The organism is Flectobacillus sp. BAB-3569, from assembly GCF_002270355.1.
GTDB lineage: Bacteria > Bacteroidota > Bacteroidia > Cytophagales > Spirosomataceae > Flectobacillus > Flectobacillus roseus.
The window spans coordinates 272,692-289,435 of record NZ_NJFZ01000015.1 but is presented as its reverse complement, the minus strand read 5'-3'; the positions used below and the strand labels follow the sequence as shown (position 1 = coordinate 289,435).

Genomic DNA, 16,744 nt, shown 5'->3' with positions numbered 1-16,744 from the left:
TAATTATTTTTAATATGAATTTTTAAAAATCACTCCTTCACTCAACCACCATTCACTCAATAAACACTGTTAGTAATTCTTAGCAGGTTTTACTTGTGGCTTTATGACATATCGGAAAGCTTTTCCTGTCAAAATATAACCCGAAGTTGAAGCTGTAGAGAATACTTTATAATTCACATTCATTAGGCCACTTGCACCCAAATCCTGCGCTTTTTCAACCATTTGCTTCAACAAGTCTCTTTTTTGTTGCTCATCATTTCCTCTTTTCAACATACGACCTTTATATTCTTGGTCAGTTGTAAGCGGATATTCACCCTCAATTTTCAGGTTTTCTATCTCCTCAAAAGCATTTGCAGGTTTATCTGTTCCTTGCAAAATTTCGATAGGATATTTTTCATCAATACCAAAATTTAAGCCAACACCAGAATCATAACCTCCTCTTTCATAATTCGGACGATAGTAAGAACTCGTTGAGGGTGGTTTGTTACAAGACAACACTAAGCCGATAAATAATATCGAAGCCAGCCCTTTTACAATTGAATTATTAAATACTTTCTGCATCATAAATTAGTACTCTATCCCAGAGATGTTTACATTCGTCCACAAATTTAAGGTGGATTGGATCAACTTGGTATTTATCGTGTCCTTCTATGTTGTTAAAAACTGTTAAAAGGTTATAATCGTAGCTTCTATCAATCACAGGACGGTCGGTGTCAGCAGGTGTACCTACATTAAAAGTTACCAAACCTTCAATAGTTCCAAGTGAACTTACCCCTTCTACAAATTTCTGACGGTCTTCAACCGACAAATCTGGTTTCAACCAGAAGTTTACAATATGAACGAACATAGTTAATTTTTATTTATAGGTAACAAAGTGTTATTACATGATAGAGCTGTAAGCCGTAGGCCTTAAGTAAAAAGCATTTGGTAAACTCACACACAGCTCACTACTCAACATTTACAAAATAAAATCGCCCCAAGCAAAAGCATGAGGCGACAAAAATATTACAAGTTATCGTTGGCCAAAACCACTTTCATTCTTTCGCCAAGTTCTTCCGAAGCTTTCACAAGCGGCAATCGAACGTGAGATTCTGCAAGACCTTTAATTTCAAGAATCTTCTTCACTCCTACTGGGTTACCCTCTTCGTACAACAATGGGTCAATCGCCAAGAAATCACCCAAAACATCGCGAGCACCTTTGAAATCACCATCCAAAGCAGCGTGAATCATGTTAGTAAATTTGGTAGGAATAGCGTTAGCGATAACCGACATAACACCCACACCACCACAAGCAATAATTGGAACAGCCTGCACGTCATCGCCTGAAATCAACAAGAAGTCCTGAGGCTTTCCTTTGTAGATTTCCATACATTGCTCGATAATACAAGATGCTTCTTTGATACCGATAATGTTTGGATGCTGAGCCAACGTCAAGGTTGTTGATGCAGACATATTAATGCCTGTACGACCTGGAATATTATACATAATCACAGGAACTGGTGAAGCATCTGCAATGGCAGTATAGTGTGCAATCACACCACGAGCGCCAGGTTTGTTATAATATGGACATACTGACAAGATAGCGTCTACACCTGTCAAATCTACTTCCTTCAAATATTTGACCACTTCAGGCGTGTTGTTTCCACCTACACCGTACACGATTGGAAGGTTCTTGTAGTTGTGTTCCTTGACAAATTCCAATATACGTTTCTTCTCGTCTTTAGAAGTTGTTGCGGACTCACCTGTTGTTCCCTGAACAACCAAATAATCTACACCTCCGTCGCTTACGTGTTGGATTAAAGATTTTAACCCATCGTAGTTAATACTCCCATCCTCATGCATTGGCGTTACTAATGCGGGAGCTACACCATGAAATTTTGGTCTCATTATAATTGATTTGAGTTTGGTAGAGTATTGTTTTCAATACCCCAGAAATTTTAATAAAATTCTCGTTTTTAGGCTTCAAGCATTCCTAAGAAATCCTCCTCAGAAATAATAGCTACACCCATTTTTTGTGCTTTTTCAATTTTTGAAGGACCCGCTTCAGCGCCTGCTAGCAAGAAATCAAGCTTTTTAGATACACCACTGAGTACTTTACCTCCGTTGGCTTCTATCTTTACTTTCAGCTCATCTCTTCCAAAATTTTGAAAAACACCCGAAATTACAAAAGATTTTCCTTCCAAAGTGTTTCCTTCGACAACAATTTCAGTAGGAATGTGCTCAAATTGTAATCCTGCTTGTTGCAAACGGGCAATAAACTGGCGATTGTCAGCATCGGCAAAGTAAGCAATAATACTCTGGGCAATTCTGTCGCCAATCTCTGGCACTTCAATCAACTGCTCATAAGTAGCTTCAGCAAGCGCCTCAATAGTCAAGAAATGTGCGGTGAGTTTTTCAGCGACCGTTGCCCCTACAAAACGAATGCCTATGGCAAACAATACTTGTTTGAATGGAATCTCTTTAGATTTTTCAATGCCAGAAAGAATATTTTTGATAGATTTATCTTTAAACCCTTCCATTCCCTGAATATCCTCGTATTTCAAATCATACAAATCGGCAGGACTTTTAAGTAACCCTTTTGTATAAAAAGTATCAATCGTTTCGGATCCAATATTTTCTATATTCATCGCTTTTCGCTGAATATAGTGCTCAATTTTACCTTTGATTTGCGGAGGACAGCCTTTTTCATTCGGACAATAGTGATTGGCTTCTCCTTCTTTGCGAATCAGTTCGGTACTACATTCTGGGCAGAGGTGCGGAAAATGAACGGCTTCGAGTTCCTCGGTTCTCTTGCTCATATCTACACCAGTAATTTTCGGAATAATCTCCCCTCCTTTTTCTACAAAAACGGTATCGCCAATATGCAAATCCAAACGCTCTATTTCATTAGCATTGTGTACGCTCGCACGTTTCACCACCGTTCCTGCTAACGAAACGGGTTTTAAGTTGGCTACAGGCGTAATATTTCCTGTACGACCCACTTGATAGCTTACCGACTCTAGCGTTGTAGTGGCAGATTCTGCCTTGTACTTGTAGGCAATTGCCCATCTTGGTGACTTTGCCGTAAAACCCAATTCTTCGCGCTGGGCAAAAGAGTTGATTTTAATAACAATCCCATCCGTATTTAAGGGCAATTCATGACGTTTTTCTTCCCATTTTTCAATAAATCCTAAAACGCCTTGAATGGTATCGTGCTTTTCCCAAGTATCAGAAACATTAAACCCAACTGAATGTAACCAATGTAAACTTTCTTCATGTGTATCAAAAACCGTTTCTTCAGACAAAAATTGATATACATAAAAATCTAGTTTTCTTTTGGCCACCACAGAAGAATCCTGCATTTTGAAAGTACCCGAGGCCGCATTTCTTGGATTTGCCAATAGAGCTTCGCCAATATCCTCTCTCTCTTTGTTGATGGCTTCAAAAGACGCCAGGGGTAAAAAACCTTCTCCACGAACCTCAAACAGTGCTGGAAGTTCATTAGTCATTACCTTCAAAGGCAATGTTCTAATCGTTTTTACGTTGGCCGTAATATCATCGCCTCGAACTCCATCACCTCGTGTTACACCACGGGTAATAATTCCATTTTCGTACCAAACAGATAATGCTACACCATCGAACTTCAGCTCACAGATATACTCGTAAGATTGTCCTTCCAATCCTTTTTGTACTCGTTCATCAAAATCCAAAAGCTCCTGTTCATTGTAGGTATTCCCTAAAGAAAGCATCGGAAAACGATGCGTTACAGATTCGAATTCTTTTGAAATAGTCCCTCCCACTCTGTGTGTGGGCGAATCCTCACGCACTAAATCGGGGTATTGCTCTTCCAAAGCTCTTAACTGAACAAGCAATTGATCAAAGTCAAAATCAGAAATTTCTGTTTCTGACTTCATGTAATACAAATGATTGTGATAATTTATCTGATCTGTAAGGAAATTAATCTGTTCTTGCGGACTCATTTTCGTATATTTCTAGTAAAATCTATTTTTTGAGATAGATTCATGTTTTCGGTCTAATTTTTGACCAAGATAATTCAAAAATCAGATTTTTGCTTCAAATACTTTAAGCAAAAAGGCTTAATCATGAAAGAAGTGCTGATTACAAGACCTTTGAAAATACTTTTGTTCGAACCTTTTATGTTTAGTGCCAAGTAGAAAATAAAAATCCTTATGAAAAAATTTATACTGATCTATTGCATCCTCGGAGTCTGTTGGACTGCTTTCACGCAAGATGGTGTCAATTTTGGGGTAAAAGCAGGTGGCAATGCCACCTCACATGCAGGAACAGGCCTATTGAATGATCCCAACAATAATATTTACGCTTACCATTTTGGCATTTTTGGTCAACTCCCATTGACTAGTGATATACTGTTAAGTCCCGAAATTTTATACACGAAAAAAGGGTTTAAAAGAAGAGGAATTACCTTTCAATCTCCCTATATTGACTTTTCATTGTTAGCAAAAATTAATCTTGGCGATTCCAAAGCCTATTGTGTTGTTGGTCCTTATGCCAGCTATCAGCTTGAAAGAGAATTTTCCTACATCACCTCCCAAAAGACCTACGACTTTGGAGGCAACTTAGGAATTGGGCTTAAAATTCAGCAACATCTGAGAATGGAAGCTATCTTTCAAACCTCTGCTAATGTCTGGACAGCTCCAAGACCTATGGGCGAAGGCTATCGTCTAACGCAAGTCACCCTTTCTGCCCTTTATCTCATTCGATAATACCGCTTTTTTCTTTTTTCCTGCACAAGATTCCTTTAATTTTGCGGCATGAAAAATATCATTATTGCTCCGTCGGTATTAGCGGCGGATTTTGCGAATCTTCAGCGAGATGTAGAAATGGTCAACAACTCGCAAGCAGACTGGTTTCATATCGACGTAATGGACGGTGCTTTTGTGCCAAATATTTCTTTTGGTATGCCTGTAATTGAGGCCATTAATCGTCATGCAAAAAAACCTTTGGACGTACACTTGATGATTGAAAAACCTGATAGATATTTGGAGGAATTCAAAAGAATCGGTGCAACCAATATTACCGTTCACTATGAAGCTTGTACGCATATTCTCCGTACATTACAACAAATCAAATCATTGGGATGTGTCGCTGGTGTGGTATTAAACCCTGGCACTTCTCTTTCGGTACTTGATGAAATTTTGCCTGATTGTGACATGGTATTATTGATGTCGGTAAACCCTGGCTTTGGTGGACAAAAATTCATAGAATCTACTTACGATAAAGTTCTTCGTTTGCGCCAAATGATTGATTCAAGAGGTTTGAATACGATTATTGAAATCGACGGTGGAGTAAATCAAGAAACTGGTACTAAGTTGATTGAGGCAGGTGCCGACGCCTTAGTAGCAGGAAGCTTTGTTTTTAACGCTCCAAACCCACAAGCAACAATTGCGAATTTGAAAAATATTCAGATATAGTATATCAGTCGTATGCGCTAGGCTTTATGCCGTAAGCTCAAGCCTAGCACATACGGCTAAGTAATAATCTTCAAGATAATTTCTCGTCAAAGCATTCCTCCCAAAACAATCATACCTCAATAGCATCATTACTCAGCAAAAACTTCCTTATACTTCTATCTTCATTTAAGCTGTTCTTCTCGGAAAATCTATTTTCGTTTTATCTTTCCGCATTCCATTAAAAATAGTTAAATCCCTCGCAGAATTATATCATTTTAGCATAATAAAAGTTTTTTTACATTAACTTTACCTCTGAGATGTACAACATTGGCACAGTTTTTAAGGTTACGCCAAAGTCATTAAATATCGAAGCCTCTTCGTCTTCATGATTATCTATGAATAGAGTCTGTTTGCTTATACTATTTGCATTTATAAATCTTCCTCTTTTTGCACAAAAAACATTTTGGGCCAGTAAAGTCGTGGCGTTCTCGAGCGAGTATGCAGACAAAGAAACGACCAAAGAAAATCGTGCAATACAAGTTTTAGGAAAACCCAACAAACTACCTCAAGTGGGCTATTCGGTTTGTGCGTGGCAACCTATGACCCAAAATAATTCTATCAACGAGGAATTCATCATCGTTAGTTTTGATACCCTCATGCCAGTCCGCCAAATTGCAATTGCCGAAAACTTTGGTCAGGGTGCTATCACACATGTTGATGTTTTTGATGAAAATAATAATATCCATCCTATCTGGATCAATAATACCCCTCCCACAAATGAACTCGGTAAAATGCTGAATTTGATACTTAATCAAATGACAACATTCAAAGTTCGTTCGGTGAGAGTAAGTCTTAATACTTCAAAAGTAAAAGGATGGAATCAAATTGATGCTATTGCAATTTCGCAGTCCGACCAGCCCATCAAAGCCTTCATCAATTTGGCCAATAATATGCCAAGTCAGATTGTGAAAGAAAATTTAGGAAAAAATGTGAATTCAGAATTTCGTGAATTAGCGCCTGTGATTGCTCCCGATGGAAAAACCTTGTATTATACTCGTTGGAAACACCCAGCCAATGTGGGTTATGCCAAAAAGCAAGATATTTGGTTTTCTGAGCTTCAAGCCGACAAAACATGGGGACCAGCCAAACCTTTTCCTGAACCAATCAATAATTCAGAGCATAATGCCATTTGTGCTATCTATCCTGACGGTAAAACTTTGTTGCTCAACAATGTGTACATGCCCAATGGCGAAATGAGTAAAGGGATTTCTATTTCTCAGAAGACCGCTTCAGGCTGGGGATTTCCTGAGCAGGTAGCGATTGCCGACTTCAAAAACAAGTCTGAATATGCCGAATATTCCATAGCTCCCAATGGTCGAATTCTCCTTATTTCAGCACAATTGGAAGATACCGAAGGAGGTAAAGATTTGTATGTAAGCTTTTTACAAGATAACAAATCATGGTCTAGACCCGTCAACTTGGGAAAAAGTGTCAATACCGCCGAAGATGAAGGAATGCCTTTTATCGCAGCGGATTCAAAAACCTTGTATTTCTCCACGAAAGGTTTCCCTGGCTACGGCAACAACGATCTTTTTGTTACGAGAAGACTAGATGATTCTTGGACAAAATGGTCAGAACCACAGAATCTTGGTCCGATGATTAATACTTCTGAATGGGATGGTTATTTTACGATTTCTGCCGTAGGTGATTATGGGTATTTTTCTTCTCAAGAAAAATCACTCGGAGAAGAAGATATCTTCAAATTGAAAATTCCTGAGGCAATCAAACCTGAAGTAGTCGTACAAGTGTCGGGTGGGGTGTACAATTCTGCTGATAAAAAACCTGTTGGTGCCAAAGTAAAAGTACAGTCAACTATGGACGGAGATACGGTATGTGTAACGTTTGACCCAGCTACGGGGGACTATAAGTTTATGCTTCCAACCAAGAAAAAATATACGATTTCTGCCTCACAAAAAGGGTATCTATCATCCTCAGAAGTACTTGATTTTGAGAATGAAAAAGATTTTCATGAAGTCAAAAAGAATTTATTCCTATTCCCTATTGCTGCTGGACAAAAAATTACGCTCAACAGTGTGTTTTTTGAACAAAGTAAATACGAATTATTGCCCGCCTCCTTCCAAGAGTTAAACCATATTGTGGCAACCATGAGAGAAAATCCCAAAATGGAAATTATGCTCGAAGGACATACTGATAATCAAGGAGATTGGAACGAAAACTTAAAGCTTTCGAAGCAACGTGTCACCGAAGTGAAAGGCTACCTTATTAAAAATGGTATTGAAGAAAAACGCATCCAAATCCAAGGCTATGGCTCTACAAGACCTATAGCAAGCAACAATTCGGAAGAAAAACGAAAGCTTAATAGAAGAGTTGAGGTGACGATTGTCAAAATCTAAGCTCCTTTCTGGTATTATTTTTGTAAAGGAGAGTTTAACTAATTTAATATTATGGTTAATACTCTCTTTTTTCGTTTTGCTCTAGTAGTTACACTGTTCATATTCACCCAAGAAGCATCATCACAAACTATCAAATGGGCTAATACTGTCATCGAGTATTCGTCTGAATTTGTTTTACCTCTACGTGCCAAAACAGCAACTACGACCTTAAAGTTTTCCCCCATTACTTCCGAATTTGAATCCTTAGCCATGAAATTTGATACAGCTTTCAGTATCAAACAAGTGATGGTATCAGAATTGATGCCTCAAGGTTCGATTGCACAAGTATGGGCCATTGACGCCCTTTCGAAAGAACACCTACTTTTCGAAATATCGGAAGATGCATCGCTCATTCCGGGGAAGGATAAATTATTCAATGTTATTTTACCCAAAGTGACTGAATATAAAGTACAAGCCATTCGACTTGTACTACGGAAGAGTGCGTTGAAAACTTCCAAACAAATTGAAGCCATAGGTATTTCCAATAGTTCTCAGGTGGTTAATCAGTATGTAAAAGTGGCGTCTGATGCTCCCAAAAAAGTAATTCGTGAAAATTTAGGAAAAACTATCAACTCCAAAAATCCTGAGTTTGCGCCTGTCATTTCCAGCGATGGAAAAACACTTTACTATACCCGTAATTATATCAGCTTATTTGGTAAAGAAAAAGATCAAGATATCTGGTACAGTACCAAAAATAGCGACGGCACTTGGTCGAAGGCTCAAAATCTTGGCATTCCATTAAATACCGATGACAACAATGCCGTATTTGCTGTTTCTTCTGATGGCAGAGAGGTTTTGTTGATGAACAAATATCAAAAAGACGGGAAATTAGCTCCAGGTATCTCCCGTTCTAAACGAACGCCAAATGGTTGGTCATTTCCAGAGGAAGTTAAAATTGATAACTTTTATAATTACAGTCCCAATGCAGAGTTTGCCGTTTCAGCAGATGGTCGTGTAATGGTGATGTCTGTTCAACGTATGACTACCAAAGGAAAAAGGGATTTGTATGTTTCTTTCAAGAAAAATAATGAAGAATGGACTGAACCGCGACATATGGGAAACACGCTTAATTCAAGTGAACATGATGTAACGCCATTTATTGCGGCGGACGGTAAAACTTTATACTTTTCGACTAGAGGTTTTTCTGGGTTTGGGGATAATGATATTTTTAAATCCACCCGACTAGACGAAACGTGGCTTAATTGGTCTGAGCCTCAGAATTTAGGAGAAGGAATTAATACCCCAAATTGGGATGGATTCTTCACCATTCCTGCTTCAGGCGAATACGCCTATATGTGTACATACGAGGGTAGTTCGCAAAAGGAAGATATTTTTAGACTACTTTTACCAGAAGACAAACAGCCTGAGCCAGTGTGGGTACTTATGGGAGAAATTCTCTCAACCTCAGATCAGAAAGCGGTAGAATGTGAAGTCGAATGGTACACCAATAAAAACTATAAGAAAAAGAATTCAACCCATTTTAATCCAAGTCTGGGGTTATTCAAAATAATTCTGCCATTACACCAGCAATATGAAATTGTCCCTGTCAAAAAAGGATATTTAACCATCACTGATTACGTTGATTTAACGAACGAAAATGAATTTAAAGAAATTAAGAAGAACTTCTACCTTCTTCCACTAGAGGTGGGGAATAAAGGTATTCTCAACAGCTTAACTTTTAGTCAAGGAAAAGCTGATTTGCCAGAAGCTGCCTTACGAGATTTAGATAGAATCGCACAGGCAATGAAAGAAATTCCAACTTTAGAGATTCTCTTTGAAGGACATACCGACAACCTTGGTGACTTTCAACTAAATCTTCAACTTTCGGAAGATAGAGTAAAAAATGCTAAGAAATATCTCATTAGCCAAGGTATTCAGGCAGATAGAATACAGACCAAAGGTTGGGGGCAAACAAGACCTATTGCAAGTAATGCAACTGAAGAAAGAAGAAAATTGAATAGACGAGTAGAGTTTACAATTATCAAAAAATAGTATCACAAAACGAGCTTGTCACCTTTTCAATAATTTTCCTCTTTCACAGCGTTTATTTTTTAGTTTACTAACTCAATTCTGTACGGGTAATGTTGATGACCCTTTTACTTAAATTTAGTGAACGGTCTACCACACTTAGGGAATACATTGATAGCTAGAACACTTTCTATCAATAAGTTAGCATTCATTTGCTATAAGTCGAATATTGCTTTGTAAACGTCTAGTCGAATTTTAGATTTGTCAGAGGACAAAAAACAAGCTATTTTTGTCTATTCAATACCTGTATTTAACTCTCCCGAACGAGTTAACTTCAATTTTCTGAAAAGGATGACGCAAACAAAAAATCAACATGACTATTTTGGGCAATTAGATGGCATTCGAGCAATTGCTGTAGGCCTTGTGCTAATTGACCACTGGTTAGCTGAAAGAAATACCCTTCCATTAGGTTCATTGGGCGTAGCCATGTTCTTTGTTTTGAGTGGTTTTCTAATTATCAGAATTTTGATGTTAGGAAAAGAAAAAGACGATGCCATTGGCCGAAGTCATTGGTTTACAGTAAAGCAATTTATTGTTCGAAGAACCATTCGAATATTTCCAATCTATTACTTAGCATTGTTTCTGTTATTTATTTTTGATGTACCGAATATTAGAGCAACAATAGGCTGGTCACTTTTATATTCGACTAATTTTTACATTGCCATCTATCATAAATGGATTGGTGTTATTGACCACTTATGGTCATTAGCGGTGGAAGAACAGTTTTATTTGTTTTTTCCCTACTTGATTTTATTTCTTCCTAAAAAATATTTCACTAAGCTTTTTGCGGGAATGATCGCCTTATCATTGGGATTAAGGTTATTATTTTTCTTCCTTCATGCAGATTGGACTGCCCAGTATGTTTTGATGCCAACCTGCTTAGATTCATTTGGTTTGGGAGGTGTGATGGCGTATTTGTTTACCTACAAGCGCGATACAATATTTAAGCAATTGGACAAAAATAGTTACTTATTCCTGAGCCTTGCGTTATATATTGGGTATATTGTTGCGCTAAAAATGGATGTTCACCACGGTTTTACCTATGTGGTTTTAGACAGACTCTTTGGTTCTATCCTGAGTTTTTTCTTGATTTTACGAGCCGTATCAGGCTACGGAGGCATCATGAAATTTTGTCTCGAAAATCCAGTAACGGCCTACATTGGGCGTATTAGTTATGGTTTATATTTGTATCATAATTTTGTTTACAACTTCTATCACACTAATTACCCAACACATCCTACGGTTCGAATTTTACATAAATTACAACAGTTTGCACCAAGCATCACACATCGATTTGCCTTTGAGCTCTTGGTGTATGCTACGCTCACTGTTTTGATAGCAACGTTGTCTTGGTTTCTCGTTGAAAAACCAGTTAACAACTTGAAAAAATACTTTAATTATTAACCCGAAAGGCGCTGAAGAAACAAGTGTTTTGAAAGAATCAAATCTCACATTCAGCAGTTTTTACTAACTAACCAACACAAATCGATCACTGAGAATAGAATTGTGTGCCATGAAGTCAAACACCTGTTTGATAAAAACAGCATTAAGTTTTCTTCATTTTTAAAATTTACATTACAAAAATCAATCTGAATTAGGTATTTTTGCGATGCAAATGATTGCACAAAACTGTTTGGACAAACAAAATCTTTAATGAGTATTAAATTAGCCATCGTCATGCCAGCTTACAACGAAGAAGAGTGCATGGCAGACGTAGTAAAAATCTGGAGTGACCTTTTAGACACAGAGTTTGCAGGAGAAAATACCCGCTTGATCGTAGTGAATGATGGTTCAAGAGACAATACTGGTAAAATTCTTGACGAAATTCAGCCACAGTATCCTAAATTAATTGTTGTTCACCAACCAAATGGCGGACACGGTAATGCGGTAGTTCACGCTTATAGAAAAGCAGTAGAAATTGGTGCTGAATATGTATTCCAAACAGACTCAGACGACCAATTTATTCCTGAAGATGTAAAAAAACTTTGGGATAAAAGAACCCAATCTGATTTTATCTTAGGCTATCGTCAAGTGCGTCATGATGCGGTTTTCCGTTTGTTTATCACCCGTATATTACGTTGGAGTATGTTCTTGGTTTACGGAACATTCATCCTCGATTCCAATATTCCATTCCGTTTGATTAAAGGAAGCTTCTTGAAAAAATTGTTGGAACAATTACCAAGTCCAACTCCTTTTGCACCGAATATTTTTATTGCAATTATGGCGAAAAAATCAGGTCAAGAGCTATTCAATATTCCAATTGTTCACAAAGAGCGCCTTACTGGGGAAGTTTCAATCCGAAAAATGAAACTCCTTAAAGTATGTTGGCAGAGCTTCAAAGAGCTTTTGAATTTCCGCTTGGAACTAAATACGAAAATCAAAAAATTGAAATAGTAACGTTGGCTTAGGAATTATTCTTAAGCCAATTCTCTATTTTTATTCACTTCTTTTGTCAAATTTTTGCTGTTGTTTTTTACCTCAAACAACAGGACTGAATTACAACAAACAGGCTAAAGACTTCGGCCGCAATTATTGTATGAAATATCAATATGTCATCATTGGTTCAGGACCAACAGGTCTTGGCGCAGCGTATCGCTTGAAAGAACTTGGTATCAAGGACTTTATCGTACTTGAAAAAGAAAATTATATAGGAGGTTTGGCCACCAGTTTCGTAGATGAAAAAGGCTTTACTTGGGATGTAGGGGGTCACGTACAATTTTCGCACTACAAATATTTCGATGACCTAATGATGAAAGCATTGGGCGAAGATGGTTGGTTGACTCACCAACGTGAATCATGGGTTTGGATTGAAGACCGTTTTGTACCATACCCTTTCCAAAACAACATCAAATATCTTAGCAAAGAAACGATGTGGAAATGCTTAGAGGGTTTGATCAAGTTGTACAAAAACCCTTCTAGTAAAAAACCTGCCAACTTTCATGAGTGGATTATGAATACATTTGGCGAAGGTCTCGCTGAGGTATTTATGTTGCCATACAACTTCAAAGTTTGGGCTTTCCCTCCTGCACAAATGAATGCAAGCTGGGTTGGTGAGCGTGTTGCTGTTACTGATTTGCAACGTGTTACCCAAAATATTCTATTCGATAAGGATGACCTTTCGTGGGGTCCAAACAATACATTCCAATTCCCTAAACATGGTGGTACAGGAGCTATCTGGGAAAACGTTGGAAAATTGGTAGGTGAAGAAAATATCTTGACAAACGCTAAAGTAGCCAAAGTAGACCCTATTGCTAAAAAGTTGATTTTGGAAGACGGTCGTGAAATCGAATATACCTATTTGATGAACACAATGCCATTGGATATTTTCACTACCAAAGTGGAAGGTTTGGACGAAACAATTACAGCCAAAGCACAAGGTCTGAAACACTCTTCTACCAACGTGATTGGTATTGGTTTGAAAGGTAAACCAAAAGCTGATTTGGCTACTAAATGTTGGATGTATTTCCCAGAAAAAAATAGCCCATATTATCGTATTACGGTATTCTCAAACTATAGCCCATACAACGTTCCAGATATCGAAAATCAATGGTCATTGATGGCAGAGGTAAGTGAATCGGAATGTAAGCCTGTTGACAGAGAAACTTTGATTAAAGATACGGTTCGTGCGATGTTGGAAGATAAACTCATCGAATCTGAGGATGATATTATTTCAGAATTTATCTTCTCAACGAACTATGGTTATCCAACACCATCTGTTGAGCGTGATGGTATTTTGAAAGAAGTACTTCCAGCCCTCGAGAAATACGACATTTATTCACGAGGACGTTTTGGCGCTTGGAAATATGAAGTTTCTAACCAAGATCACTCGTTGATGCAAGGTGTTGAATGGGCCAACAGAATGGCACATGGTGTTCCTGAATTGACATTGTTCTTCCCAGATACGGCCAATGCGATGTGGGGAAAATAAATAAGTGTATTGGGGTGGCCGATAAACTGTAGAAATAGAATACCTTTTCTTAAGTAAATCATCCATTTACCTACAACAAAATATATAAACGAGAACAGTTTTGGGAATTTCATCTGAAGCTGTTCTCGTTTGCTTTTTGATAGCCCCTACAAAAGCCTTATCTTTGGCTTTCTAAATACATACGTTCAAATTTGCTTTATCAGAATGAAAAAAAATTGGTTCATCCTACTTGCAATCCTTTTAGGAATAGGCGGTTTTTTCTTTTATAGAAACACCACTGCCACCAACAAACTCATTTCTGATCTTATTCCAGACAATACCCTGTTATTGCTGGAAGCCTATCAGCCCAACGAGGCCAGCATTAAAAGTAAATTACAAGAGTTACCCTTCACAGATTCTTTATTTCCAATTGCTACAGAATTAGAACATTATGGATTAAAAGGTGAAAGGCTCGATGCTCTGTTTGCCAATCGCTTATTGTACTTTGCTTATATTCCACAAGCCAAAGAACGTATTACTTGGGCCTACTTTATTCCTCTCATTTCTGAAGATGAACCTCTGCTCGACCAATTGATTCACTTGGACAAAACCCGTGAAGGCTTACGTTTGATTACTCATACTACGGCGAAACAAAAGATTCACGAAATATTTTTTAATTCTACCAAAACTGAAATTGCATTTTTCATCAAAGATAATTTTCTCATAATTAGTCCTTCTACCCTAGTATTGGAGGAAATTCTTTTGAGTAAAAAGCATTTTTGGGCACAGAATTTACCACTCAAGGATTTATCAACCTTTACAGAATCCACTTTGATGACTACCCATGTGAATGCTCATGCCATCAAAGAATTTGGTGTAAAAGTTGTAGAACAAAAACGTACCTCTGCTCCTTATTTAGCCCGTATTTTGCCTCAGTCGTGGACTTGGTATCTCAAAGATAGTTTCCTTAACTATGGCGTAGAGGCATTCTCAGTGAGTCCCAATCCAGACATCTTCGGAACACAATCAGCCAAAAAATTTGATGTAGGCAATATGATTCCTAATTCTTGCTCCATGGCACTGAACATTAGTATTGACCAATCAAGTGAATTGAAGGATAATTGTCAAAAACAAATTGAATCGGATGAATATTTATTGAAGCTTCAAAACTCTGCAAAAAGCGATTTTGATATCGATTTTGAGCAGATTCAGGATAATATCCAAAATAGTGTCAGTCTACTAAATCTTGAAGGTAGCGATCCCAGCAAAGCCAATAAAATTGTACTTATTCAAAACAAAGAAATCAAAAACCTACTTAAGGAGGTTACCCTAAAAGTGGCCAATGCCAAAGGACAAAAACCTTATGCAATCCCGTATGGTTCGTTCACGATTACTGCCTTGGGCGTTCGAGAGTTTCCAGCAATGGTTTTAGGACCTATTTTTTCAGGTTTTAGTAATTGTATTTTTACGGAATATAAGGATTTTGTTATTCTAGCAAGTGATTTAAGTACTTTACAAGAATATCTACTTAGTATTAGTAGAAATGAGGTTTGGTCGAGTAGCAGTCGTCATCAGTCACTACTCAAAAAACTTGGAGAAAATAATTTAGTTTGGATTTCAGAACCTCAAAAAGCCCTAACTGGTCTTCAAGCCTTGCTACCTTCTCCTTGGTACGAAATGTCAAAAGAAACCTTTGAGTCTTCAGGTATCACCTTTTTAGTTTATCAGTCTAACGAAGAGAAATCTAAGTTTTCTTTTTTAAAGGGTGATTCATACAAGGGAAGCTCCTCAGGAAAATATGATTATAAATTACTAAAACTCAAACAGTATGGTTATAGTGTTGCAGGAAAACCGCTAATGTTGGTCAACCCAACCACCAAGTCCTCAGAATTATTATTCCAAACTACTGGAAATCAACTTGTTTTATTAAATGAAGGCAAAAAAATATGGTCTACCTCAGTTCAAGGAAAAATATTGGGTGAACCACAATTTTTGAAAACTAGTAGCGATAAAAAACAGCGATTAATGGTGCTTACCACCCAAAAAGCCTATATCCTAAAACGAGAGGAAGATGGTTTTGAGGTAAATAGTAGTACGAACATTTCAGGACTTAACTCAACTAGTTGGGCTGTTGCAGAATCCAATAATCAAATCCATATTATAACCTCAAACGGTCTTTGTGTAAGTTTACAATCAGATGATTTAGAGGAAACCCATAGCTTTAAACAAAAATCCCTTGAAAATTGTATCGGTCCACTCCCAACAATTGGTTATAAGGGACAGGTTTATACTGTAGGTCTTACAGAAAATGGTTTGTTGGGTATCGTGAACGAAAAGGGAGAATTTACCACTGGATTTCCAGTAAAAACGGGCGTTCCAACCCTCTCAGCACCTGTGTTAGACCAAACTGATGGGCAAATTGCCATATTAGTTTTGGGACAAAAAGGCGAATTTTTTAAAGTTAATATGTCAGGAAAGGTGGTTCAAAAAAACCAGTTTTTTAGACCAGATACAGAATATAAATTCCAACTTTGTGCCTCCGATAAACCCAACGACTGGGTTGTAATGCGCGGAAATAACAAGGTAGTGACTGTTTTGGACAAAAATGATAAGGAGCTTTTTTCCATAAAAGATCTTGCTTTTGGACGTAAATACCTCAAATACTACAATTTAGGAAGCGGTCGTAGATTTTATGCCATCTTCAACGGCTGGTCATCCTATTATTTGTATAACGAAAAAGGCGAGAAGGTGTCCGACAAGCCTATTATTTCAAGCTCTGCCCCTATCATTCAGTATTCGGATTCTTACAATAAACTTATCATAACAACGCATAATAATCAGAATATCGAAACATGGTCAATCAAATTGAAGTAGTTTCGTATCTCAAAACTTTAGCTGTAGTATCATCACAACACCCAAACCCGATGGTTGGATAGGTACAAATT

The 16,744-nt window shown here is 37.6% G+C and carries 13 protein-coding genes; 8 read left to right on the top strand and 5 right to left on the bottom strand.

What is annotated here, in order from left to right:
* Positions 1-69: 69 nt before the first annotated feature.
* The 4 genes from BWI92_RS15190 to ligA all read right to left on the bottom strand — a co-directional run bounded on the left by BWI92_RS15190 (position 70) and on the right by ligA (position 3,959).
* Positions 70-564: a hypothetical protein gene (locus tag BWI92_RS15190; RefSeq protein WP_141234796.1), complete on the bottom strand. Its 495-nt coding sequence runs from the start codon at positions 562-564 to the stop codon at positions 70-72.
* Positions 545-847 (bottom strand): Dabb family protein, encoded by a 303-nt coding sequence (locus tag BWI92_RS15185; protein ID WP_095164106.1) that lies wholly within the window; start codon positions 845-847, stop codon positions 545-547. The genes BWI92_RS15190 and BWI92_RS15185 overlap by 20 nt, the downstream gene beginning before the upstream one ends.
* A 158-nt stretch (positions 848-1,005) precedes the next feature.
* Positions 1,006-1,887 (bottom strand): 4-hydroxy-tetrahydrodipicolinate synthase, encoded by an 882-nt coding sequence (gene dapA, locus BWI92_RS15180; RefSeq protein WP_095164105.1) that lies wholly within the window; start codon positions 1,885-1,887, stop codon positions 1,006-1,008.
* Between the two features lie 68 nt (positions 1,888-1,955).
* Positions 1,956-3,959, bottom strand: a complete 2,004-nt coding sequence (ligA, locus tag BWI92_RS15175) for an NAD-dependent DNA ligase LigA (protein WP_095164104.1) — start codon at positions 3,957-3,959, stop codon at positions 1,956-1,958.
* 210 nt (positions 3,960-4,169) lie between these two features.
* On the opposite strand from ligA, the gene BWI92_RS15170 reads away from it, so the two are divergent.
* The 3 genes from BWI92_RS15170 to BWI92_RS15160 all read left to right on the top strand — a co-directional run bounded on the left by BWI92_RS15170 (position 4,170) and on the right by BWI92_RS15160 (position 7,825).
* On the top strand, positions 4,170-4,724 hold the full coding sequence (locus BWI92_RS15170; RefSeq protein WP_095164103.1) for an outer membrane beta-barrel protein: 555 nt from the start codon (positions 4,170-4,172) through the stop codon (positions 4,722-4,724).
* Positions 4,725-4,772: 48 nt separating this feature from the next.
* The gene (rpe, locus tag BWI92_RS15165; protein WP_095164102.1) at positions 4,773-5,432 is read left to right on the top strand and encodes a ribulose-phosphate 3-epimerase; all 660 of its coding nucleotides are present in this window, start codon (positions 4,773-4,775) and stop codon (positions 5,430-5,432) included.
* Positions 5,433-5,890: 458 nt separating this feature from the next.
* On the top strand, positions 5,891-7,825 hold the full coding sequence (locus BWI92_RS15160; protein WP_176464437.1) for an OmpA family protein: 1,935 nt from the start codon (positions 5,891-5,893) through the stop codon (positions 7,823-7,825).
* A 38-nt stretch (positions 7,826-7,863) separates the two neighbouring features.
* Here the strand turns inward: BWI92_RS15160 and BWI92_RS27335 are convergent, their stop codons facing one another.
* The gene (locus tag BWI92_RS27335; protein WP_176464436.1) at positions 7,864-8,076 is read right to left on the bottom strand and encodes a hypothetical protein; all 213 of its coding nucleotides are present in this window, start codon (positions 8,074-8,076) and stop codon (positions 7,864-7,866) included.
* On the opposite strand from BWI92_RS27335, the gene BWI92_RS15155 reads away from it, so the two are divergent.
* From BWI92_RS15155 to BWI92_RS15135, 5 genes are all read left to right on the top strand, one after another.
* Positions 8,075-9,856, top strand: coding sequence for an OmpA family protein (locus tag BWI92_RS15155; RefSeq protein ID WP_176464435.1), 1,782 nt, complete (start codon positions 8,075-8,077; stop codon positions 9,854-9,856). The genes BWI92_RS27335 and BWI92_RS15155 overlap by 2 nt on opposite strands.
* A gap of 327 nt (positions 9,857-10,183) precedes the next feature.
* Entirely contained in the window at positions 10,184-11,296 is a 1,113-nt protein-coding gene (locus tag BWI92_RS15150) for an acyltransferase (protein ID WP_095164099.1), read from the top strand.
* A 249-nt stretch (positions 11,297-11,545) separates the two neighbouring features.
* The gene (locus BWI92_RS15145; protein ID WP_095164098.1) at positions 11,546-12,286 is read left to right on the top strand and encodes a glycosyltransferase family 2 protein; all 741 of its coding nucleotides are present in this window, start codon (positions 11,546-11,548) and stop codon (positions 12,284-12,286) included.
* Between the two features lie 142 nt (positions 12,287-12,428).
* Positions 12,429-13,820 carry an NAD(P)/FAD-dependent oxidoreductase gene (locus BWI92_RS15140; protein WP_095164097.1) on the top strand — a complete coding sequence of 464 codons (1,392 nt, stop codon included), beginning with the start codon at positions 12,429-12,431 and terminating at the stop codon, positions 13,818-13,820.
* A gap of 204 nt (positions 13,821-14,024) precedes the next feature.
* Positions 14,025-16,673, top strand: coding sequence for a hypothetical protein (locus BWI92_RS15135; protein ID WP_095164096.1), 2,649 nt, complete (start codon positions 14,025-14,027; stop codon positions 16,671-16,673).
* Positions 16,674-16,744: the final 71 nt, after the last annotated feature.